Source organism: Pseudomonas sp. BS-2016 (assembly GCF_001806145.1).
In the GTDB taxonomy this organism is placed as follows: Bacteria; Pseudomonadota; Gammaproteobacteria; order Pseudomonadales; family Pseudomonadaceae; genus Aquipseudomonas; species Aquipseudomonas lundensis.
Map to the genome: position 1 here is coordinate 120,370 of NZ_MLCT01000024.1, position 22,408 is coordinate 142,777.

General features: G+C 59.2%; 22 protein-coding genes and 1 other RNA gene. 11 read left to right on the forward strand and 12 right to left on the reverse strand.

Going from position 1 to position 22,408, the window contains the following annotated elements; genetic code table 11:
- Positions 1 to 660: 660 nt before the first annotated feature.
- Entirely contained in the window at positions 661 to 1,803 is a 1,143-nt protein-coding gene (locus tag BKD70_RS14295; protein ID WP_047272839.1) for a DegT/DnrJ/EryC1/StrS aminotransferase family protein, read from the forward strand.
- Between the two features lie 53 nt (positions 1,804 to 1,856).
- On the opposite strand, the gene gcvH is transcribed toward BKD70_RS14295, so the two are convergent.
- The 8 genes from gcvH to BKD70_RS14335 form a co-directional block, all read right to left on the reverse strand.
- Complete coding sequence (gene gcvH / locus BKD70_RS14300; protein WP_047272838.1) at positions 1,857 to 2,240, reverse strand: glycine cleavage system protein GcvH; 384 nt, start codon at positions 2,238 to 2,240, stop codon at positions 1,857 to 1,859.
- Between the two features lie 62 nt (positions 2,241 to 2,302).
- Positions 2,303 to 3,385 (reverse strand): glycine cleavage system aminomethyltransferase GcvT, encoded by a 1,083-nt coding sequence (gcvT, locus tag BKD70_RS14305; protein WP_047272837.1) that lies wholly within the window; start codon positions 3,383 to 3,385, stop codon positions 2,303 to 2,305.
- Between the two features lie 156 nt (positions 3,386 to 3,541).
- Entirely contained in the window at positions 3,542 to 5,158 is a 1,617-nt protein-coding gene (locus BKD70_RS14310) for an iron ABC transporter permease (protein ID WP_047272836.1), read from the reverse strand.
- A gap of 163 nt (positions 5,159 to 5,321) precedes the next feature.
- The gene (locus BKD70_RS14315; RefSeq protein ID WP_047272835.1) at positions 5,322 to 6,323 is read right to left on the reverse strand and encodes an extracellular solute-binding protein; all 1,002 of its coding nucleotides are present in this window, start codon (positions 6,321 to 6,323) and stop codon (positions 5,322 to 5,324) included.
- A 119-nt stretch (positions 6,324 to 6,442) separates the two neighbouring features.
- Positions 6,443 to 7,660 (reverse strand): 2-octaprenyl-3-methyl-6-methoxy-1,4-benzoquinol hydroxylase, encoded by a 1,218-nt coding sequence (locus BKD70_RS14320; RefSeq protein WP_169835847.1) that lies wholly within the window; start codon positions 7,658 to 7,660, stop codon positions 6,443 to 6,445.
- A gap of 86 nt (positions 7,661 to 7,746) precedes the next feature.
- On the reverse strand, positions 7,747 to 8,934 hold the full coding sequence (gene ubiH, locus BKD70_RS14325; protein WP_047272833.1) for a 2-octaprenyl-6-methoxyphenyl hydroxylase: 1,188 nt from the start codon (positions 8,932 to 8,934) through the stop codon (positions 7,747 to 7,749).
- On the reverse strand, positions 8,931 to 10,265 hold the full coding sequence (pepP, locus tag BKD70_RS14330) for a Xaa-Pro aminopeptidase (protein WP_047272832.1): 1,335 nt from the start codon (positions 10,263 to 10,265) through the stop codon (positions 8,931 to 8,933). The genes ubiH and pepP overlap by 4 nt, the downstream gene beginning before the upstream one ends.
- A gap of 29 nt (positions 10,266 to 10,294) precedes the next feature.
- A complete protein-coding gene (locus BKD70_RS14335) occupies positions 10,295 to 10,858 on the reverse strand; it encodes a YecA family protein (RefSeq protein WP_047272831.1) in 564 nt (187 codons plus the stop codon).
- Between the two features lie 134 nt (positions 10,859 to 10,992).
- Between BKD70_RS14335 and BKD70_RS14340 the strand changes: the two genes are divergently transcribed.
- The 4 genes from BKD70_RS14340 to BKD70_RS14355 all read left to right on the forward strand — a co-directional run bounded on the left by BKD70_RS14340 (position 10,993) and on the right by BKD70_RS14355 (position 12,417).
- Positions 10,993 to 11,202: a TIGR02449 family protein gene (locus BKD70_RS14340; protein ID WP_047272830.1), complete on the forward strand. Its 210-nt coding sequence runs from the start codon at positions 10,993 to 10,995 to the stop codon at positions 11,200 to 11,202.
- A complete protein-coding gene (locus BKD70_RS14345; protein WP_047272829.1) occupies positions 11,199 to 11,516 on the forward strand; it encodes a cell division protein ZapA in 318 nt (105 codons plus the stop codon). Before BKD70_RS14340 ends, BKD70_RS14345 begins: the two co-directional genes overlap by 4 nt.
- Positions 11,517 to 11,547: 31 nt before the next feature.
- Positions 11,548 to 11,725, forward strand: a non-coding RNA gene (ssrS, locus tag BKD70_RS14350) — 6S RNA.
- A 56-nt stretch (positions 11,726 to 11,781) separates the two neighbouring features.
- Entirely contained in the window at positions 11,782 to 12,417 is a 636-nt protein-coding gene (locus tag BKD70_RS14355; RefSeq protein ID WP_047272949.1) for a 5-formyltetrahydrofolate cyclo-ligase, read from the forward strand.
- A gap of 21 nt (positions 12,418 to 12,438) precedes the next feature.
- On the opposite strand, the gene BKD70_RS25045 is transcribed toward BKD70_RS14355, so the two are convergent.
- Complete coding sequence (locus BKD70_RS25045) at positions 12,439 to 12,588, reverse strand: hypothetical protein (RefSeq protein WP_088500203.1); 150 nt, start codon at positions 12,586 to 12,588, stop codon at positions 12,439 to 12,441.
- 194 nt (positions 12,589 to 12,782) lie between these two features.
- On the opposite strand from BKD70_RS25045, the gene BKD70_RS14360 reads away from it, so the two are divergent.
- From BKD70_RS14360 to BKD70_RS14375, 4 genes are all read left to right on the forward strand, one after another.
- Complete coding sequence (locus tag BKD70_RS14360; RefSeq protein WP_047272828.1) at positions 12,783 to 13,232, forward strand: EVE domain-containing protein; 450 nt, start codon at positions 12,783 to 12,785, stop codon at positions 13,230 to 13,232.
- A 165-nt stretch (positions 13,233 to 13,397) separates the two neighbouring features.
- Positions 13,398 to 14,363, forward strand: coding sequence for an HlyD family secretion protein (locus BKD70_RS14365; protein ID WP_047272827.1), 966 nt, complete (start codon positions 13,398 to 13,400; stop codon positions 14,361 to 14,363).
- A complete protein-coding gene (rbbA, locus tag BKD70_RS14370; RefSeq protein WP_047272826.1) occupies positions 14,360 to 17,089 on the forward strand; it encodes a ribosome-associated ATPase/putative transporter RbbA in 2,730 nt (909 codons plus the stop codon). Before BKD70_RS14365 ends, rbbA begins: the two co-directional genes overlap by 4 nt.
- Positions 17,089 to 18,207, forward strand: a complete 1,119-nt coding sequence (locus BKD70_RS14375; RefSeq protein WP_047272825.1) for an ABC transporter permease — start codon at positions 17,089 to 17,091, stop codon at positions 18,205 to 18,207. Before rbbA ends, BKD70_RS14375 begins: the two co-directional genes overlap by 1 nt.
- Positions 18,208 to 18,303: 96 nt before the next feature.
- Here BKD70_RS14375 and BKD70_RS14380 read toward each other — a convergent pair whose 3' ends face one another.
- A complete protein-coding gene (locus BKD70_RS14380) occupies positions 18,304 to 18,708 on the reverse strand; it encodes a flagellar basal body-associated protein FliL (protein WP_047272824.1) in 405 nt (134 codons plus the stop codon).
- A 270-nt stretch (positions 18,709 to 18,978) separates the two neighbouring features.
- On the opposite strand from BKD70_RS14380, the gene BKD70_RS25685 reads away from it, so the two are divergent.
- Positions 18,979 to 19,233 carry a bacteriocin immunity protein gene (locus tag BKD70_RS25685; protein WP_080960265.1) on the forward strand — a complete coding sequence of 85 codons (255 nt, stop codon included), beginning with the start codon at positions 18,979 to 18,981 and terminating at the stop codon, positions 19,231 to 19,233.
- Positions 19,234 to 19,297: 64 nt separating this feature from the next.
- Here the strand turns inward: BKD70_RS25685 and BKD70_RS14385 are convergent, their stop codons facing one another.
- On the reverse strand, positions 19,298 to 19,981 hold the full coding sequence (locus BKD70_RS14385) for an energy transducer TonB (RefSeq protein ID WP_052892125.1): 684 nt from the start codon (positions 19,979 to 19,981) through the stop codon (positions 19,298 to 19,300).
- A gap of 362 nt (positions 19,982 to 20,343) precedes the next feature.
- On the opposite strand from BKD70_RS14385, the gene glpT reads away from it, so the two are divergent.
- Positions 20,344 to 21,687, forward strand: coding sequence for a glycerol-3-phosphate transporter (gene glpT / locus BKD70_RS14390; RefSeq protein ID WP_047272823.1), 1,344 nt, complete (start codon positions 20,344 to 20,346; stop codon positions 21,685 to 21,687).
- Here glpT and BKD70_RS14395 read toward each other — a convergent pair.
- Positions 21,684 to 22,331 carry a gamma-glutamylcyclotransferase gene (locus tag BKD70_RS14395; RefSeq protein WP_047272822.1) on the reverse strand — a complete coding sequence of 216 codons (648 nt, stop codon included), beginning with the start codon at positions 22,329 to 22,331 and terminating at the stop codon, positions 21,684 to 21,686. The two genes, glpT and BKD70_RS14395, sit on opposite strands and share 4 nt — an antisense overlap.
- Positions 22,332 to 22,408 lie beyond the last annotated feature (77 nt).

Genomic DNA, 22,408 nt, shown 5'->3' on the forward strand with positions numbered 1-22,408 from the left:
TTACACGTGAGATGAAAGAGGTGCTCATCGTCACTTAAACGCCTACCTGTTAATCCCTCGATGTCAGTGAGTTGGATAATGCACAACACCGTCAAACACTGTTAATCCGACAACAAAGTTAGACTGTAAGAAAATTCCCCGAATGTACTGCCATATGATCGCTATGCCTCAACATCCCTGAATAACTTCAAGCCTGTTGGAAGGGCCTGACCTAAGATGTTTTAAATCTGCGCGGTCTGCTCACTGTTTAATAGCCATTCACCTTCTGCCATTGCGTTAAGACTTTATATGGCCGAGCGCTTGAACGATTTGATCGTTAAAAAGTGGTCGCGATCACGCTCAAACTTAATCAAACGATCGTCTGGAGCGGCAGGCAAAAACCACTGATACACAGGTACATAAGCCCTTCTGCTTGACTACTGTTTGATCGATTTGGCAGTTTATGCACCCGCGGTGTCGTCTTACTTACCGAAGGGTTTACCTTGCTTGTCGCAGACCTCAACGGCTCCATGCTGGTTGATAGCCCCCTTCATAACGCGCTTCATTCAGCCTTCATACAGAAATTTCACCTGATGTGATCCATGCTCTGGGTATGATTTGGGCCATGTGTTATTGCTCTATGGTCTCTCATTACTCATTCACATCGGACGTCACGCCTTTATGAGCTCGCTGCCCTTCTTGCCGTTTTCCAAACCAACCATCGATGAAGCCACCATTGCTGCCGTGGGCGACGTGTTGCGCTCGGGCTGGATCACCAGCGGGCCAAAGGTTCAGGCATTCGAGGCGCAATTGTCCGAGTACGTGGGCGGTCGCCCGGTGCGCACGTTCAACTCCGGCACGTGCACCATGGAAATCGCCCTGCGCATCGCAGGGATCGGTGCAGGTGACGAAGTCATCACGACGCCGATCTCATGGGTCGCCACTGCCAATGTGATTCTCGAGGTCGGCGCTACGCCGGTGTTTGCCGATATTGATCCGATCACCCGCAATATTGACCTGAAGAAAGCCGAAGCCGCGATTACGCCACGCACCAAAGCCATCATTCCGGTTTACCTCTCCGGCCTGCCGGTGGACATGGACGCCCTGTACGCTCTGGCCAAAAAACATAACCTGCGCGTGGTCGAAGACGCCGCTCAGGCCCTAGGCGCGAGCTGGAACGGGCAGCGCATCGGCGCACGCGGGGATTTCGTGTCGTTCAGTTTCCAGGCCAACAAGAACATCACCTCGTCCGAAGGCGGGTGTTTGGTGCTCAATAACGAAGAAGAAGCGCGTCTGGCTGAGAAATACCGCCTGCAAGGTGTCACCCGTACCGGATTCGATGGCCTGGATGTCGACGTTCTGGGCGGCAAGTTCAACATGACTGACATTGCGGCTGCCATCGGTCTCGGGCAGTTCGCCCATATCGAGACGATTACCGCGCACCGCCGTGAATTGGCCAAGCATTATTTCGAGTGTTTCGGCCCTGACTTTGAAGCCGAATACGGCGCGCAATTGCCTGTGGCTGATTTCAGCACTACCAATTGGCACTTGTTCCAGCTAGTGCTGCCTGAGCGCAAGGACGGCCAACCGGCACGGGCTACGTTCATGAAAGACATGCAGGCATTGGGCGTGGGCGTGGGCTATCACTACCCGCCCATTCACTTGCTGAGCCTGTATCGCGCGCAAGGTTTCAAAGAAGGGATGTTCCCCGTCGCAGAACGCGTAGGGCGGCTGATTGTGTCATTGCCGATGTTCACAGCGATGACCAAAGCCGATGTGGAGCGGTCGGTTAAAGCCGTCAAGGCCGTGTTGCAGAACGCGTAACCGATTTCGCTGCCGGTAGAGAGGTCTACCGGCAGCGACCGTCCCGCCGAGGCTTACTCGCCAATGGCGGCTTTGTAGCCAGCAGCATCCAGCAGTCTGTCCAGCTCAGCGGTGTTGCTTGGCTTGAGCTTGAAGATCCAGCTCGCGTAAGGATCGCTGTTCAGGTTTTCAGGGCTGTCGGCCAGCGTCTCATTGACCGCGATCACTTCACCGGACACTGGCGCATAGATGTCCGAGGCGGCTTTTACCGACTCCACGACGCCTGCGGTGTCGCCTGCGGCAAACACTTTGCCCACTTCGGCCAACTCAACGAACACCACATCCCCCAACGCTTCCTGAGCGTGATCACTGATACCCACAGTGACAGTGCCGTCCGCTTCCAGACGGGCCCACTCGTGACTTTCGGCAAAGCGCAACTCAGCGGGGATATTGCTCATATTCAGTGTCCTCAATAAGAAATGTCAGCCGCTTGCACACAGCGCAAGCCTGCCGGTAAACGTTAGATCAAGGCTTTGCCTAGACGTACAAACGTGGGTTTGACCACGCGAACCGGGTACCACTTGCCGCGAATTTCGACTTCAGCACGGTCACCCGTGGCGATCGGAACGCGGGCCAAGGCAATCGATTTGCTTAGCGTAGGAGAGAAACTACCACTGGTTATCTCTCCTTCGCCAACACCAGCAATACGAACAACCTGATGAGCCCGTAGGACGCCTCGCTCTTCGAGCACCAAACCCACCAGTTTCAGCGGCACGCCCCCTGCTTTTTCGGCCTCCAGCGCTTCGCGTCCGATGAACAGGCGCGAAGCCGGTTCCCAGGCGATGGTCCATTCCATGTTGGCGCAAAGGGGCGAGACAGACAGGTGAATGTCCTGACCATAGAGGTTAAGGCCCGCCTCCAGGCGCAACGTGTCACGCGCACCGAGGCCGATTGGGGAGATACCTGCACCGACCAGATCGTTGAAGAACGCTGGCGCCTGATCGGCGGGGAGCACTATTTCCAGCCCATCTTCGCCGGTGTAACCGGTGCGGGCAATGAACCAGTCCCCTGCGTCCAGTCCTTCGAAGGGTTTGAGCTGGTGAATCACATCGCTGCGGGCCTGGCTCACCAGTTCAGCGACCTTGTGCCGGGCCTGTGGGCCCTGAATCGCCAGCAGCGCCAGCTCCGGGCGTTCCTGCAACTGCACGTCAAAACCGCGGGACTGGGCCGTCATCCACGCCAGGTCCTGGTCGCGGGTCGCTGCGTTGACCACCAACCGGTAACCGTTGGCCCTGAGGTAAACGATCATGTCGTCGACCACGCCACCCTTTTCATTGAGCATGGCGCTGTAGAGCGCACGGCCAGGGGTGTGAAGACGCTCGACATCGTTGGCCAGCAAATGCTGAAGCCATTCCTTGGCCTGCACGCCGCCGACGTCAATCACGGTCATGTGCGAGACATCAAACACTCCACAGTCCCGACGCACTTCGTGGTGTTCCTCCACCTGCGAGCCGTAATGCAAAGGCATGTCCCAACCGCCAAAATCGACCATCTTCGCGCCGAGGGCGAGATGCAGGTCATACAAAGGCGTACGCTGTCCCATGGGTTCCTCCTTCCGGGATTGGCGAAGGTGCGGACAGGCGTGCAAAGTGTTTCAAGCTAGTTAAGTTAGCTTTCGTACACTGCGCAGGGAACCTGGCCTGATTGACAGACCGCACCGAATGCCGCGCATTGTAGCCGCATGCCGGAGCACTGACACCTAGCCGATTCGATGGGCCGAGCGTCGAATCAACCCGATGACCGGCAACAGTCCCACCAGTACCAGCGTCAGGGCGGGCAGTGAAGCACGAGCCCATTCGCCTTCACTGGTCATTTCGAAGATGCGCACGGCCAGTGTGTCCCAGCCGAAGGGCCGCATTAGAAGGGTTGCGGGCATTTCCTTGAGCACGTCGACAAACACCAGCAGCGCCGCACTCAATGTCCCCGGCAACAACAACGGCAGATACACTTTGAAAAACAGTCGCGGGCCACTCACGCCCAAGCTGCGTGCTGCTTCGGGCAACGACGGACGAATGCGCGCCAGGCTGTTTTCGAGCGGGCCATAAGCGACGGCGATAAAGCGCACCAGATACGCCAGTAACAAGGCTGAAAGGCTGCCCAGCAGCAAGGGCTTGCCTGCCCCGCCCAGCCAGCCGGAAACCGGAATGACCAGTTCGCGATCGAGATAACTGAAGGCCAACATGATCGACACCGCCAAAACCGAACCGGGTAGCGCGTAACCCAGGTTGGCCAGGCTCACCCCGGCACGGATGGTCGGTGTCGGCGCCTGACGCCGGGCAAACGCCAGCACCAGAGCCACACAGACCGTGATAAGCGCCGCCATGCCGCCCAAGTACAAGGTGTGCAATATCAGACCCGTGTAACGCTCATCGAGGTCAAAGCGCCCACGTTGCCAAAACCACACCACCAGTTGCAGCATCGGGATCACAAACGCACACGCAAACACCAGCGCGCACCACCCGCTGGCCAACCAGGCTTTAGGCCCGGTGAGGTGATAGAGGGCCTTACCGCGCGGACGCTCGTTACTGGCACGGCTGGCGCCCCGGGCGCGGCGTTCGCCATAGAGCACGATCATCACCACCAGTAACAGCAGGCTGGCCAGTTGCGCGGCGGTTGAGAGACTGAAAAAGCCGTACCAGGTTTTGTAGATCGCCGTGGTGAACGTGTCGAAATTGAACACCGACACGGCGCCGAAATCAGCCAGCGTCTCCATCAGCGCCAACGCCACCCCGGCGCCGATGGCGGGGCGCGCCATGGGCAAGGCCACGCGCCAGAACGCCTGCCACGGGCTTTGCCCCAGCACCCGCGCCGCCTCCATCAACCCTTTGCCCTGCGCCAAAAATGCAGTGCGCGCCAGCAAATAGACATACGGGTAGAACACCAGAATCAGCACGATGATCACGCCACCGGTGGAGCGTACGCGAGGCAAACGCAGCCCCGTGCCGAACCATTCGCGCAGCAGTGTTTGAACCGGCCCGGCGAAGTCCAGCAAGCCGACGAACACAAACGCAAGCACGTAGGCCGGGATCGCGAACGGCAACATCAGCGCCCAGTCGAGCCAGCGTCTGCCCGGGAATTCGCACAAGCTGGTCAGCCACGCAAGGCTGACGCCCAGCAGGGTGACGCCGATCCCGACCCCGATGATCAGCGTCAGCGTGTTGCCCAGCAGACGCGGCATTTGTGTGTCCCACAGGTGGTTCCAGATCTGGCTGTCCACGCTTTGCCAGGACAACAGCAAAACGCTCAGGGGCAAAAGCACCAGGGCAGCGATGCTAAAAACCAGCGGATACCAGCGACGTTGGGCGGGATGTGCCACAAAAGACTCTCGGAAGGAGGGAAGAACCAGCGATTGTATGTTGCGTTGTTACACGATGTGGAGGGGGAAGGCTGCGCGCGGCCCGAATAGAGGCCGCGCGCCTTCGAACAGACCGCCCGTCAGCGCCCTCTGCGCGAGGGAGAGGGCTGGCTTTACACCGGGCTTAATTCCAGCCCGCGCGGTCCATCATGCGGATGGCTTCAGCCTGGCGTTTGCCGGCCACTTCGACTGGCAAGGCGTCTGCCTTGAACTCACCCCAACTGGCCACTTCGGCAGAAGGCGGAACGCTCGGGTTCGCCGGGAACTCCTGATTGGTGCCTGCAAAGATCGACTGCGCCTGCGGCGTGGTCATCCACTCGACCAGCGCCTTGGCGGCTTGCGGGTGCGGAGCGTATTGGGTCAAACCAATACCCGACAGGTTGACGTGTACACCGCGATCAGCCTGATTGGGCCAAAACAACTTCACGGCCAGGTCAGGCTTCTGCTTGTGCAGGCGGCCGTAGTAGTAGGTATTGACGATGCCCACATCGCACTGACCGGCGTTGATCGCCTCCAGCACCGCGATGTCATCCGAGAACACATCAGTGGACAGGTTGTTCACCCAGCCTTTGAGGATCTCTTCGGTTTTGTCGGCACCGTTCACTTCGATCATGGTGGCGGTCAGCGACTGGTTGTACACCTTTTTGGCGGTGCGCAGGCACAGGCGGCCTTCCCACTCTTTATTGGCCAGCGCTTCGTAGGTGGACAGCTCTTCAGGTTTGACCCGGTCCGTGGAGTAGGCGATGGTCCGCGCACGCAGGCTCAGGCCCGTCCATGCGTGGGAAGAAGAGCGGTATTGCGGCGGGATATTTTTATCGATCACTTCGGACGTGAACGGCTGCAGGATGCCCATTTGCTCGGCTTGCCACAGGTTGCCCGCGTCCACGGTCAACAACAGGTCGGCAGTCGCATTTTGGCCCTCTGCCTTGATGCGCTGCATCAGCGGCGCTTCCTTGTCCGTGATGAACTTGACCTTGACCCCGGTTTTCGCGGTGTAGGCGTCAAATACCGGCTTGATCAGTTCGTCGATGCGCGAGGAATACACCACCACTTCGTCGGCAGCGTAGACGCTGCTCGCAAAAACGCTCAGGGCCAGGGCAGTCAGTAGACGCTTGGGTGCCAACATGGGGGGCGGTCTCTCTAGATGCGAATCGGGCGTAAATGGTAGTGAATCACATTTGCCAGCTCAACCTAACTCGCCCCCGAGGCGTTACCAGATGTTGCAAAGGCCGGGGCAGGCTCCGATCAGGGCTTGGCCAGCGGCGGCAGATCCCCGGTCAACCCCAGCGCCTGACGCACGAACACCGCTTTGGCCTCGGGCATTTGGTTGACCCACTTCAGGCCGCTGTTGCGCAGCAAGCGCGCGGTGAGCGAATCCGCCTGAAACAGTCGCTGAAAGCCTTCCATCGCCGCCATCAACGCCAGGTTGTGCGGCATGCGACGACGCTCGAAACGGCTTAATACTTTGATGTCGGCCAGACGTTCGCCACGATCGACCGCGTGCAACAACACGTGGGCCAACACCGCCGCATCAAGGAAACCGAGGTTGACGCCCTGCCCGGCCAACGGGTGGATGGTGTGGGCGGCATCGCCGATCAGTGCCAACCCTTCGGCCACATAGCGTTTGGCGTGACGTTGGCGCAAAGGCACGCAGACCCGCGGGTCTGCGCTCAGTACCGGCCCGAGCCGCCCTTCGAACGCCCGCTCAAGCTCACGGCAGAAACCGTCGTCATCCAGCGCCATCAAACGTTGGGCTTCTTCAGGCGTGGTGGACCAGACAATCGAGCACCAGTCCTGCTGGCCATCGCGTTCCAAAGGCAAAAATGCCAAGGGCCCGTGGTCAGTGAATCGCTGCCAGGCGGTTTGCTGATGCGGCTGGGCGCAGTGAACGCTGGTGACAATGGCGTGATGCATGTAGTCCCATTCGCGGGTCTCACAGCCCGTGAGGCGGCGCACCGCCGAGTGGGCGCCATCGGCTGCGATCACCAGCGGCGCGCGCAAGGTGCGACCGTCCGCCAGCGTCAGCAGCCACTCGTCCCCTGAGCGGCGCATCTGTTCCAGCCGCGCATTGGCCAGCAATTCGATGTCGCTGCCCTGCAAACACTCCAGCAGCGCATCCTGCACCACACGGTTTTCTACGATATGACCCAGCACGTCGGCGTGCACGCTGGCCGCCGAGAAATGGATCTGGCCTGTACCGCTGCCGTCCCACACGTGCATGTGCGAATAGGGGCTGACGCGACGCCGGACGATACCGTCCCACGCACCCAGGCGTTGCAGGATGCGCTGGCTGGCGGCCGACAAGGCGCTGACCCGAGGCTCGAAGACGTCGTCGGTACTGAACGGTTTGACGCTCAGCGGCCCACCATCGAGCAGCAGGATTTTCAAGCCGCTGTCCTTGAGCGCCAGCGCCAAGGCACTTCCGACCATTCCGGCCCCAACAATCAGCAGATCTGCGCGCATTTCCATGCTTTAAGCCTGTGTCGTGAGCGGCAAGCGCCGCACGTGAAAAAAGGATCGACAAGGGGCGCGAACGCCCCCGGCCATCATCAACTGTCTGCGCGGGTGCCCAGGCCCATGGCCTGACGGGCAAACCAGCGTTTGGCTGGAGGCAGCAGATCAAGCCCCAGCAAGCCCAAGTTGCGGCCGAACGACACCAGGGTCTGATCGCTACCAAACAACCGCGTCACCTGGTCCGAAAAACCAATGGTCAATTGCTGGTCGAGTTTTTGCCGCTGTTGATAACTCAACAACGTGGCCAGATCGCCGGGGTGTTTGTCGCTCGCCAACAACGCGTCGGCCAACGCCTGGGCATCGCGCAGTGACAGGTTAAAACCCTGACCGGCAATGGGATGCAGGCTGTGGGCGGCATTCCCCAGCACAGTCAGGTGCGGGCGTACTTGCTCTTGCGCCTCGATCAGCGTCAGCGGATACAAATGCCGCGCGCCGACTTGCTTGAGGGTGCCCAGGCGATAGCCGAAAACGCCCTGCAATTCACTGAGGAAGCTGCGCTCATCCAGCGCGGCCAAACGCTCGGCGTCCATCCCCAGGCGGGTCCACACCAGCGCGCAGCGGTTTTCCGGCAGCGGCAGCAAGGCCATCGGGCCTTCGTCGGTGAAACGCTCAAAGGCCATCCCGCCGTGGGCTTCACTCGGGGTGATGTTGGCGATCAGCGCACTTTGGTCATAAGGACGCTTGCTGACATGAATCCCCAACTGCTCGCGCAAGCCCGAACGCCCGCCATCGGCCAGCACGGCGAGGTCGCAGTCAAGCGTGGTTTCATCGTTGAGGGTCAGGCGATAGCCGTCTTCAAGCGGCTGCAGGTGGATAACTTCAGCGGGGCAGCGCCAGGTAATGACGTCAGGGTCCAGGTTTTTCCACAGGCACTGGCCCAGCCAGGCGTTTTCGACCACGTACCCCAGCGCTGGCACGCCTTCTTCAATGGCGGACAAGCGTGCGGTCGAAAAACGCCCGCGGTCGGACACGTGAATGTCCTTGATCGGTTCGGCGCGGGTGGCGATGGACTGCCACAGCCCCAGTCGCTCATAGATCTGCCGGGCGCCATAGCTCAAGGCCGAGGAACGCGCGTCGTAGCTGGGCTGGTAGCTATTGCCGGGAGCGAAGGGTTCGATCAGGACGATTTTCCAGCCCCGCGCCTTGGCGCCAGCCTGCAACGCCAGCGCAAGGCTCGCACCCACCAGCCCGCCGCCAATGATGGCCAGATTGACCCGACTCATGCTGCGTTCACCTTGGCCGCAGCCATCAAGGCCTCGATATCGGCCACCGTTTTCGGCACATCGCCGGTCAAAATCTCACAACCGTTTTTGGTGACCACTACGTCATCCTCGATCCGCACACCGATGCCGCGCCATTTTTTGGCGACGGTTTGATTGTTAGGGCTGATGTAGATGCCGGGTTCAACGGTGAGGGTCATGCCGACTTCCAGCACGCGCCACTCACCCCCGACCTTGTACTCACCCACGTCATGCACATCCAGCCCCAGCCAATGACCGGCGCGGTGCATGTAGAACGCTTTATAGGCTTGGCTGGCGATCAGATCGTCGACTTCGCCCTGCAATAACCCCAGCGCCACCAGCCCCGCCGTTATCACGCGAACAGTCGCCTCGTGGGCCTGATTCCAGTGCTTGTTCGGCGCGATTTCAGCGAACGCGGCTTCTTGCGACGCCAGCACCAGGTCATAAATTGCTTTTTGCTCGGGCGAAAAGGTCCCGTTGACCGGAAAGGTGCGGCTGATATCGCTGGCATAACAGTCGATCTCGCAACCCGCATCGATCAGCACCAGATCGCCGTCCTTGAGCAGGGCGTCGTTCTCTTGGTAGTGAAGGATGCAGCTGTTGTCACCCGAAGCGACAATCGAGCCATACGCTGGCATTTTTGCCCCGCTTTTACGGAATTCATAATCCAGCTCGGCTTCCAGACTGTATTCATGCAAGCCCGGACGGCTGGCTTGCATGGCACGGATATGGGCACGGGCCGAAATCTGCGCCGCGTGGCGCATGACTTTAATTTCTGCCGCCGATTTATACAGGCGCATGTCATGCAGCAGATGATCCAGGGCAACAAATTCGTTGGGCGGCTGAGCGCCGAGGCTGGCCTTGGAGCGGATGGTGTTGATCCACTCCATCAAATGGCGATCGAATTGCGGGTTGCTGCCCATCGCTGAGTACACCCGGTCGCGGCCTTCAATCAGCCCCGGCAGGATGTCGTCGATGTCGGTAATGGGGAATGCATCGTGCGCACCGAAATCGCGCATGGCGCCTTCCTGCCCGGCCCGCAAACCGTCCCACAGCTCGCGCTCAGGGTTGCGTTCGCGGCAAAACAGCACGAATTCGCCATGAGTCCGGCCGGGGATCAACACGATCACCGCTTCAGGCTCGGGGAAACCGCTCAAATACTGGAAGTTACTTTCCTGACGGTAGACGTGCTCGACGTCACGGTTGCGGATCGCCACGGGGGCCGCGGGCAATATCGCGATACTGTTGGGTTCCATCTGCGCCATGAGCGCCTTGCGGCGGCGTGCGTATTCCGATTTCGGGATATGGATCATGGGCAGACGGGTTTCCTCTTGGTGATCGATCAGTGCAACGAAGGCTTGGCGGCCGCTGGCGCTTCAGGCTTTTTTGTTTCGGTGAACAGCAACAGCGGCGCAACGCGCAGGTATTCCATCACTTCCATGTAGTCGCTTTCACCGTCTTCAGATTCTTCCAGCGCGTCCTGCACCTGTGCGATGGCCGCCAGGTCTTGCAGCACTTCCTTGCCTTCGATGCTCAACGCGTTATCACGGTAGTTAAGCCCGAAACCGACCAGAAAACCCTGGCACCACTCTCCCAATGCAGTGGCGCGATCAGGCAGCGACGCGTCGTCTGTTGGCAGCAACAGCACGACGGTCATGTCGTCACTGGTCAGTTCGCCCTTGACCATCTCTTGCAAACCGATCAAGGCATTGCGTACGTTGTCACTGGTTTCATTTTCGCTCTGGAACAGCTCTTTGGCATCGGCCAGCCAGCTGTCAGGTTCAAAGCCGGCACCGGCCGCACTGCGACCCAGCAACAGGCCGTGCAACTCGGCAGGCGATACGTTAATGCCGCTGGTGCTCAGCAGGGCGGCAAAGGCTTGGTACGGGGAGTTCTGAATAGGCATGGTCAGCTAGGCGCCAAGCGGCGCTATGTCTAGAATGGAGGCCTTGTATCCTAGCATCGGCAGACGAGCCAGACCATCAAGGCGTCAACACCCCTGATTGTCACCCTCCATCAGAAAATACACAGTAGGACACAATGGAAGACACCGACCTGCATGAACTGATGGCTAGACTCGAACGCTTGATTAGCCGGGTCGAGCAACTTAAAAGTCAAAACGGACTCTTACTAGCTCAGGAAAAGACTTGGCGCGAGGAACGCGCGCACCTCATTGAAAAAAACGAAATCGCCCGACACAAGGTGGAATCGATGATTTCGCGCCTCAAAGCCCTGGAGCAAGACTCATGAGTTCAAGCAATAGCGTCACCGTGCATATCCTCGATAAAGAATATTCGATCATGTGCCCCCAGGAAGAACGGACCAACCTGGTGAGCGCCGCCCGTTACCTGGACGGCAAAATGCGCGAAATCCGCAGCAGCGGCAAAGTCATTGGCGCCGACCGCATCGCCGTCATGGCCGCGCTCAATATCACTCACGATCTGCTGCACAAGCAGGAGGTCGCCGAAGTTCAGACCAACAGCTCCACCCGCGAACAAGTGCGCGACCTGCTGGAACGCGTGGATCTGGTGCTTGCCACTGATCCGAACGAACGTCAAAGCTGATTCAAAAGGTTTCTTTGGGGTATACTCGCGCCACTCCCTGGAGTATTCGCCAGTTAGCGATGTCCCTGAGCCGATTCGCACTACCCTGGAGCTTGCACGTTGGACCGGTGTGCATGTCCGCTAGACGGAAAGCCTTAAGGTCTACTGCAACTTCCACCTTGAACTTTCGGGTTCAAGGGCCAAGCCGACAGCGGTACGTCGGGGAGCCTGATTTTTCCAGTGCAATGCCAGCCCTCTGCTGGCATTGGCTTTCTCGGTGTCGACCTTGAACAGCACGCCACCTACCCGCCCGCAACTTCGCCGACAACTGCGCAATGCCCGCCGCGAACTGTCGCCCTGCGCGCAACGCCTGGCCGCCCGCGGCCTGTACCGGCAACTGGCGCAACATCCTTTGTTTCGCCGCGCCAAACACCTCTCGCTATATCTGCCCACCGACGGTGAGATCGATCCGCGCCTGCTGCTGCGCGAAGCGCAACGCCGGGGCAAGATCACCTACCTGCCGGTACTCAGCGCGTGGCCGCGGACCAAAATGGTGTTTCAACGCATCGCCCCTGGCGAGAAGCTGATCCCCAACCGCTTTCGTATTCTGGAGCCGCGCATCAACCCCGCACGCCAACGCAAGGTCTGGACACTCGACCTGGTGTTGCTGCCATTGGTGGGGTTCGATGCGAAGGGTGGAAGGCTGGGCATGGGTGGCGGGTTTTACGACCGCAGCCTGGCGTATCTGGGACGCCGTCAGAGCTGGCGCAAACCGACACTGTTAGGCCTGGCCCACGAATGCCAAAAGGTCGAAAGCCTGACACAAGCCAGTTGGGACGTACCGTTACAAGGCACGGTGTCGGACAAACAGTGGTACGTCGCCCACACATCGCCAAGGCATCACGTTGAGAGCGATGCCTGAAACGCGTTAGCGCAAGAAAGTTTAGCGTTTGAAAGGTTGTACTTGCTGTTGAGCCAGTTCAATCGGCGCGTCGGTCGAGTTGGACCACAAACTTTGCGCATACCCCGTCGTCACTACGCCCAAACCGAACAAAAAAGCCAACACCCACAGTACATCCGGTTTGCGTTTCATCGATTGCCCCCCTTCAGGCAAATCAACACGATGACAGCAACGGTTTTTTTATAGGCCGTGCAGCAGCGTCAAGCTTAAAATCCCGGCATTCTGCGACAACCCGTAACGACACGCAAACGATGGCGTCAACCGGCTGTCGGTTTATCGAAATGTTTCAAGAAAGATGATTCACATCATGTTTCAGGAGAAGAAAAATGGCCCATTGGTTGATGAAATCCGAGCCTGACGAGTTCTCGATCAAGGACTTACAGAAAGTCGGTGAGGCGCGCTGGGACGGCGTTCGTAACTACCAGGCGCGTAATTTCATGCGTGCCATGACGGTGGGCGATGAGTTCTTTTTCTACCATTCGAGTTGCCCGCAACCCGGCATTGCCGGGATTGGCCGCATCGTCGAAGCGGCCTACCCCGACCCCACCGCGCTCGACCCCGACAGCCCTTACTACGACCCCAAAGCCAGTGCCGAGAAAAACCCGTGGAGTGCGCTGCAAGTGGCCCACGTGCACACGTTTCCTCAGGTGATCAAGCTCGACTACCTCAAACAACAGACGGCGCTGGCCGAGATGCCTCTGGTCCAAAAAGGCAGCCGCCTTTCAGTCATGCCCGTCACAGACGAACAATGGGCGACGGTGCTGGGGCTGCTCTGACGGGCAGCCACGCCCTGCAGGCACAGGCGCGCGCCTGTAAACGGGCAAATCACTTCGGCAACCTCGCTCAATAGCGTCTAGGCTTTGACCTTCCTTTGACTGGCATCAAACCGCCCCGGCAGTGAGACCGTCAAACTAGAGCGCTCTGTGAGACAGGATGTTTGCATGTCGAAGAACCACCGTGTATCCCATTATTTCGTTATTCCGTTGGTGATCCTGCTGGTGGCGGCAGGCGGGTTCGGTTACTGGAAATCCCAGCATGACCGACTCCCCGAAGGCATCAGCATGGGCAACGGCCGACTTGAATCCACTGAAGTCCAGATCGCCGCCAAAATCCCCGGTCGCCTCGCGCAAGTGCTGGTCGACGAAGGCGATCGCGTGACCAAGGGTCAACTGCTGGCACGCATGGACACCCGCACCCTCGAAGCCTCGCGCAATCAGGCCGAGTCCGAAGTGCTGCGGGCCCGGCAAAACCTGGCCGCCAACGAGGCCAACGTACAACTGCGCCAAAGCGAAAAACTGCTCGCCAGCCAGGAACTCAAACGCTTCCGCCAACTGGCCCAGCGCGGCTTTGCCAGCGGCCAGCAACTCGATCAGCAACAAGCGCGTTTTGACACCAGCAATGCTGCCGTGGTCGCCGCGCAGGCTCAGGTCGCCGCTGCCAGGGCCGCGATCCATTCCAGCGAAGCGCAAGTGGCACAGCTCACCAGCGAGATTGACGACAGCAGCCTGCGGGCGCCCATCGACGGTGTGATCCAGCTGCGCCTTGCCGAACCCGGCGAAGTGCTGGGCGCGGGCGGACGCGTGTTCATGATGATCGACCCCAGCGACCAGTACATGAACCTGTATTTACCCGCTTCGGTGGTCGGCAAGCTGACCGTCGGCGCGCAGGCGCGCATCCTGCTCGACGCCCTGCCCGAAACGCCACTGCCCGCAAAAATCAGCTTCGTGGCCGCCAAATCGCAGTTCACCCCCAAAGAGGTCGAAACCCGCGACGAGCGTCAAAAACTGGTGTTCCGCGTCAAACTTCGTCTCACCGACCCGAGCGCCGTGCCTCAGGCTAAACCCGGAATGCCCGGCGCCGGGTATGTGCGCACTGCCGACGTGGACTGGCCGGCCAATCTGCAATGAGCGACCTGGCGCTCAACGCCAGTGGCATCCGCCACCGGTATGGCAAACAGCAGGCGCTGCTCGACATCACCTTCAGCTTGCCTAAAGGCACGCGCTGCGGGCTGATTGGCCCGGATGGCGCGGGCAAGTCGAGCTTGCTGGGGCTGATTGCCGGGGTCAAAAAGCTCCAGCAAGGCAGCCTAGAGGTGCTCGGCGGGCCGATTGACGATCGCCGCCATCGCAACACGCTTTACCCGTTGATTGCCTTTATGCCCCAAGGGCTCGGCGGCAACCTGTACCCGGAGTTGTCGATCAGCGAAAACATTCGCTTTTTCGGCACGTTGTTCGGCCTGTCCAAAGACGACTGCGAACAACGCATGGCCAACTTGCTCAAGGCCACAGACCTGGAGCGATTTGCCGAACGACCCGCGGGCAAGTTGTCCGGCGGTATGAAGCAAAAGCTCGGGCTGTGTTGCGCGCTGATTCACGAGCCCGACCTGTTGATCCTTGACGAACCGACCACCGGCGTCGACCCGCTGTCCCGTCGGCGCTTTTGGGAGCTGGTCGACGACGTACGCAGCCAGCGCCCGCAACTGACATTGCTGGTTGCCACGGCCTACATGGAAGAAGCGGAACAGTTCGAGCACTGCCTGATGCTCGACCGCGGCACATTGATTGCGACCGGGCTCACGCAGGAACTGGCGGCGGTCGCCTCCACCGGCAAACTGGACGAAGCGTTTACCCACTATCAGGGCGACACCGGCCACAGCAACGAGCCGCTGGTGATTCCGCCACGGGTCAGCGACAACAGCGATATCGCCATCGAAGCCCATGACCTGACCCTCAAATTCGGCGACTTTATCGCCGTGAACAACGTCAGCTTCGCTATCGGACGCGGTGAAATCTTCGGGTTTCTGGGCTCCAACGGCTGTGGCAAGACCACCACCATGAAAGTGCTGACCGGGTTGATGCCCGCCACCGAAGGCAGTGCCAAACTGCTCGGAAATCCGGTGGATGCCAAAGACCTGGCCACGCGCAAACGCGTGGGCTTCATGTCCCAGAGTTTCTCGCTGTATGGCGAGTTGAGCGTGCGGCAAAACCTGGTCTTGCACGCCCAGTTGTTCGACTTGCCCAAAGAAGACAGCCGCGCGCGGATTGAAGAGCTGATCGAGCGTTTTGATCTGGCTGATATTGCCGAGCAACAGTCCGGCGAGTTGCCACTGGGGTTGCGTCAACGTCTGTCGCTGGCCGTGGCGGTATTGCATCGCCCCGAAGTCCTGATCCTTGACGAGCCCACCTCGGGGGTTGACCCGGCCGCGCGCGACGACTTCTGGCGACTGCTGATCGAACTGTCGCGCGATCAGGGCGTGACGATTTTCTTGTCCACCCACTTCATGAACGAAGCCCAGCGCTGCGACCGTATTTCGTTGATGCACGCCGGCAAAGTACTGGCCTGCGACACCCCCGATGCGTTGCAGCAGCAGTTTCACGGCGAGACGCTGGAAGCCGCATTCGTCACGTGCCTGGAGCAGGCGCAAAACGAGCAGGAGTCGAGTGCGGCGCCCGCGTCCGAAGCGGCTGCGGCGGTGATCAATGCGCCACCACCGCCCAGCAAAAGCGGCTTCAGCCTGACCCGGCTGATAGCCGTCGCCAGCCGCGAATCCAAAGAGCTGCTACGCGATAAAGTCCGCATGGCGTTCGCCTTGCTGGGCGCGCTGTTCATGATGGTGATTTTTGGCTACGGCATTTCACTGGACGTGGAAAACCTGGCGTTCGCCGTCTACGACCAGGACCAAAGCCCGCAAAGCCGCGCGTATCTGGAGGCCTTCCGCAGCTCGCGTTACTTCGAAGAACACGCGCCCATCTACAGTGCAGAAGAACTGCACAAGCGTCTGCAACGTTCAGAAATCAAAATCGCACTGGAAATCCCGCCGGGTTTTGGCCGCGACCTGTACGCCGGGCGCCAGCCCACCGTCGCCGCCTGGCTGGATGGCGGCATGCCGTTCCGTGCAGAAACCAGCCGTAACTATGTTGAATCCGTGCACCAGGCCAACCTTGAACAACTGGCCGCGCTGAGCAGTCTGGCGCAAAACAAACAAGGCGGCGCCAAGCTCGAAACCCGTTTTCGCTACAACCAGGACGTGGTCAGCGTGAATGCCATCGGCCCGGGCGTGATGGCGCTGATTCTCGCCTTTATCCCGGCCATGCTGACGGCGCTGGGCATCGTGCGGGAAAAAGAGCTGGGGTCCATCACCAACTTCTACGCCACGCCCCTGACCCGGCTTGAATTCTTGCTGGGCAAACAGGTGCCGTACCTGGTGGTGAGTCTGGTCAATCTGGCGCTGCTGGTGGCGATGAACCGCTGGCTGTTCGGCGTGCCGTTCAAAGGCAGCGCACTGACGCTGGCGCTCGGTGGGCTGTTGTATGTGTTGTCGACCACCAGCATGGGGCTGTTGATTTCAGCGTTCACCCGCACCCAGATCGCGGCAATTCTCGGCACCATGATCATCACCAGCCTGCCGACGATCCAATTCTCCGGGCTGATCGTGCCGCGCTCGTCACTGGACGGCTCTGCGGCGCTGATGGGCATGCTGTTCCCTGCCGGGCACTTTCTCGATATTGCGGTCGGTACGTTTACCAAAGCCCTGGATTTGCGCCAGCTGTGGCCGCAATGCCTGGCGTTACTGGGCTTCTTCGTCGCCTTTACCGGCTTGAGTCTCATCATGCTCAAGAAGCAGGAGGTTTGATGCACAAGCTCTCGCACATCCTGCGCCTGGGGATCAAAGAACTCACGAGCCTGCGCCATGACAGCGTGCTGCTGCTGTTTTTGTTCTACGCCTTCACGGTGGCGATTTACATGCCGGCGGCGGGGTCAATTATTGGCGTGCATAACGCCAGCGTCGCGATTGTCGATGAAGACCACAGCGCCTTGTCACGCAAACTCAGCGAATCGTTGCTGCCGCCAGAATTCCAAACCCCGCAAGCGTTGCCTTACGATCAGCTGGATGCGTCCATGGATGGCGGCCAATACACTTTCGTCATCAACGTACCGGCCAACTTTCAGGCGGACCTGCTGGCCGGGCGTGAACCGGGTCTGCAGGTCAACGTGGATGCCACGGCCATGAGTCAGGCGTTTATGGGCGCGGGCTACATTGGGCGCATCTTTCAACGTGAGCTGCTCAATTACACCGGCCAGGCCGACGCTGCCGCGAACACGCCAGTACGGATCAGCGGCCGTGCGCTGTTCAACCCGAACCTTGAGGGCGGCTGGTTTTTGGCGGTGATTCAGATCGTCAACAACATCACCATTTTGGCCATTGTGCTGACCGGCACCGCGCTGTTGCGCGAGCGAGAGCACGGCACCCTCGATCACTTGCTGGTGTTACCCCTTACAGCGCTGGAAATCATGCTGGCAAAAATCTGGAGCAACATGCTGGTCGTGGTGCTCTGCACCTGGGTGTCGCTGGAGGTCATCGTCAAATGGGCGCTGGGCGTGCCGCTGGCCGGATCACTGGCGTTGTTTCTGGGGGTGACGGCGCTTTACTTGTTTGCCAGTACTGCCCTGGGGATTTTCCTCGCCACCCTCGCCCGCTCAACACCGCAGTTCGGCTTGCTGGCCATCCCCGTCATCATCCCGATGCTGTTGCTCTCGGGTGGCAGCACGCCGCTGGACAGCATGCCTGAATGGTTGCAGTGGGTGATGCAGTGCTCACCCTCGACCCACTTCGTGAGTTTGAGCGCAGCGATTCTGTTCAGGGGAGCCGGGGTGGACGTGGTGTGGCCCGACTTACTGGCACTGGCGACCATCGGGCTGCTGTTTTTCGCGATTGCCCTGGCGCGGTTTCGCAAGAGCCTGGCGTCGTAACGTTCGTGCAGGGCATGAACGACTGACACCGGTTTTGTTCGCGACGCGATGGGCGCGAACAAAACCACTGCCTGCCAGACGAGCGCTGGGCCAGGCTTACTGAACGATCAAGTTATTGAACAGCAGATCATCAACCTGCGGCTTGCCGGTCTCGTCGGTCAGAACCTGCTGGATCTGCTTCAGCGCTTCCTGGCGCAGCTTCTCTTTATTCTCGACATTGCCCAGGGTTTCGCTGGTCTGCTGAGTAAACAGACCCACCAATTGGTTGCGAATCAGCGGATCGTTTGCCTTCACGGCCTTGGCCGCTTCGTCGCCCGTGACGCGCAACGCGATATCGGCCTTGTAGACCTTGAGCTTCGGGCTGCCATCCAGACCGTAATTGCCTACAAACGGCGGGCTCAGGCTGATGTAGCTGACCTTGGCCTCGCCTTCTTTCGCTTCTTCGGCTACCGCTGCCATCGGCAAGGACAGGGCCAGCATCATCAAGATCCACGCTTTCACAATTCGCTCCTTTTTACGGTTGGGGGCAAGCATACGGGTCGTTTGGCCCTGGCCCAAGGGGTATAGCGGATGGGCAGATCACCAACAGACGGCTGCGGGCAGCCTCTTCGAGGTTATCGGCCAAGGTAAGCAAAGCAATAACGCGCCGATCTGCGACACCCCTTCTTCGGGCAAATGGCATAACTATGTACCTCACCCGCTGTTTCAAGCGCACGTAGGTTTGTCTTCCCAATAACGGGAAAACCTGAATAAAGACAGCGGAGAGACAACATTAAAACTCAATACGAAGCGTACACAGAGCATGAACTCGTAAAACTGTTCACTGACATTTGGTGCATCAACTTCCTCTCTGAAGAAGAACACAGTGCCCTGGTGGAGCATTTTTTAAGGATCACTGAACACCCGGACGGTTTACAACTGACCGTCTACATCGAAGCGGGTATTGCAAAGGACCCGCAGGATGTCATTCGAATCGTGAACGAATGGCGACTTGCCAATGGCAAGCCAGGGTACAAAACCTCATGAGTCAACACGGGTGCCGTCTTTTCGAGAGCACCCGTACTCAGCTGCCTGAAGCGGCTGTCAGGGTTTACAACATTTCACTGGCCACCTGAATGTGATCACGCTCGAGAGACCTCGCCAGCAGGTCCTTCACCCCCTCCGGCAACGTATCGACAAATCGGCTGCCCCGTTTTTTCTCACAGGTGCGGCTGATCTTCTCCATGTCTTGTGACAGCTCATACAAGGCCTCGGACAATTGCTCCAAGGTCAGATCTTGCGCGACATACAAATCGATCAAACGGCTGCGGGCTACCATAAACAAGGTCAGCCCCCCCAGCGGCATCTTCAGGTTGCGCCTTTCAAACCGGTGGATTTCCTCAACGTGTTTGCGACAAGTGGCGCCCGCCAGATCGACCCCCTGCAGCCTGCCACGGGCTTCACGGCTGTCGTTAAGACTGAACACCAGTGGCGATAAAATCTCGACCTGCTGCGGGTTGCCGTTTCCCGGCGTCCAGCTCGCAAACTGCCATTCGCGCACCACTTCAAGGACGGCGCCCGCGAATTCCGGATGGGTGCTGTACAGAATTTTGGGGTCAACCACCGAGCCATCGGCATTGACCTTGAACTTTGCCCGCACCTCACCGGGCAAGCCCACTCGCTCCAACTCCTGAGGGTAAGCAGGTTTCACCAGATAGTGCAGCGAGGGCACGAAATCCCCAGCCCACCCCTTTAGCGACACCGCCAATACGACCAACCCGATCCATTTCTTCATGCTTTCTCCCAAGCTGCGCGTTGAACGCCTGCATCAGTGCAGAGGGCACACATGATAGAAATTTGTCGCTAATTCTTTCAGGTCTCAGGTTCCCAACTAAACGTCGGAGCGTTCCGATTAAACGGACAGCGCCTGCAACTGAAACACCCTTGAGTGCCTTGATAACTCAAGTGTCCAAGCCTTTTCGTACTCGCAAGATCGTTGTGGACAACCCCACGCTTTTACACCTGTGCGACATGTTCATAAGTGAACATGCCATGTGGGTTGTTTCCGTTCGTTTCAGTTGAGAAGGCCTGTCATTTTCGGTAACGAAAATGTAACGTTCGGGCCCGCCGATATAACAAGAAATTTGGAGCTCTTGAATGTTTGCTTTTTTCCGACCTGCCGCTCATCAGGCACCGCTGCCTGCTGAAAAAATAGACAGCACTTATCGACGCCTGCGATGGCAGATTTTCGCCGGTATCTTTTTTGGTTACGCAGGCTACTACCTGCTGCGTAAAAACTTCTCGCTGGCCATGCCGTACTTGATTGACGAGGGGTATACCCGGGGTCAGTTGGGTGTAGCGATGTCTGCAATCGCCATTGCTTATGGCTTGTCGAAGTTCCTCATGGGCCTGGTGTCCGACCGCTCCAACCCGAGGTTCTTCCTGCCGTTTGGCCTGATGATTTCAGCGGCCGTCATGTTCATTTTCGGTTTCGCGCCCTGGGCCACGTCCAGCGTGACCATGATGTTCATTCTGTTGTTCATCAACGGATGGGCACAGGGCATGGGCTGGCCGCCCAGTGGCCGGACCATGGTGCACTGGTGGTCGCAGAAAGAACGCGGCGGCGTGGTGTCTGTGTGGAACGTGGCCCACAACGTGGGTGGCGGTTTGATCGGCCCATTGTTCTTGCTGGGCATGGCATGGTTCAACGACTGGCACGCCGCGTTCTACGTACCGGCCACCGTTGCGCTGCTGGTCGCACTGTTTGCGTTTATCACCATGCGCGACACGCCTCAATCCGTGGGTTTACCGCCGATTGAGGCGTACAAAAACGATTACCCGGCCGGTTACGACGCCAGCCACGAAGACGAATTCAGCGCCAAAGAGATTTTCGTCAAATACGTGCTGCGCAACAAAATGCTGTGGTACATCGCCCTGGCCAACGTCTTCGTCTACCTGCTGCGCTACGGGGTTCTGGACTGGGCACCGACCTACCTCAAAGAAGCCAAGCACTTCACCGTGGACACCACGTCGTGGGCGTACTTCTTCTATGAATGGGCAGGTATTCCGGGGACGCTGCTGTGCGGCTGGATGTCGGACAAAATCTTCCGCGGCAACCGCGGGCTGACCGGGATCGTGTTCATGTCACTGGTGACAGTGGCGACGCTGGTGTACTGGCTCAACCCGCCGGGCAACCCGACCGTCGACATGATCGCGCTGTTCTCCATTGGCTTCCTGATTTACGGGCCAGTGATGCTGATCGGTTTACAGGCGCTGGAACTGGCACCCAAAAAAGCCGCAGGCACGGCGGCTGGCTTCACGGGGCTGTTCGGTTACCTGGGCGGTTCGGTGGCGGCCAGCGCGGCCATGGGCTATCTGGTTGACCACTTCGGCTGGGATGGCGGCTTCGTACTGTTGATCAGTGCATGCCTGCTGGCGATCGCGTTCATGATCCCCACCCTGCGCCACAAGAAAACAGCCAGCGAAGCGCGTAACGCTTAAGGCTTGATTGATCCACAGCGCTTGAGCCGCGCCTCCAGATGACGGTCTGGCATGGCGTGGCTGCGCAGGGCGTTTACGGTCTGCTCCACATAGTCGCGGGTGGTGCCGTAACGCCCGCAAGCGTTGGCCAGCACCTGGCCCAATACGTCATCTGGCAGATTGCCCGCATAGCTGGGCAGGTGCCGCTCCAGCACAAACCCCAACGCTTGTACCTGCGAACCGTCTTCAAGCCGGCAGGTGAGCCAGTGCGGCCGATACGACGGCACGGGCATCTCCCGCAGCCACAAGGCATAGAGGGCAGCGTCGAGGTTCTCTTCCGGTAGCCGATAGGCAAAGCCGCTGCATGAGCCACCCCGGTCCAGTCCGAACACCAAACCCGGCAATTGCGGGGTACCACGATGTTCGTGTGACCACAGGTACAGCCCACGGTGATAGCCATGCACCCGACCGCGCACGCGTTCAACCGCTGAACACTCCGGGCGCCAGATCAGTGAGCCATAGGCGAACAACCACACCGGTCCACCTTTATGGCGCGCCATGGTGCCGTGCAGCGAGCTGCGCAATTGTTCAGGGGTCAACGGCGCCCCGAGATCAAGTCGCGGCGGGTAAGCGGGGGTCAAGCAGGTTGATTCAATGACAGTCATAACGAATGGGTACAGGCCTTGCGCACTTGCAGGATGTCCACAACATAACGTGCTGAATCTTATAGCACTGAATGCGA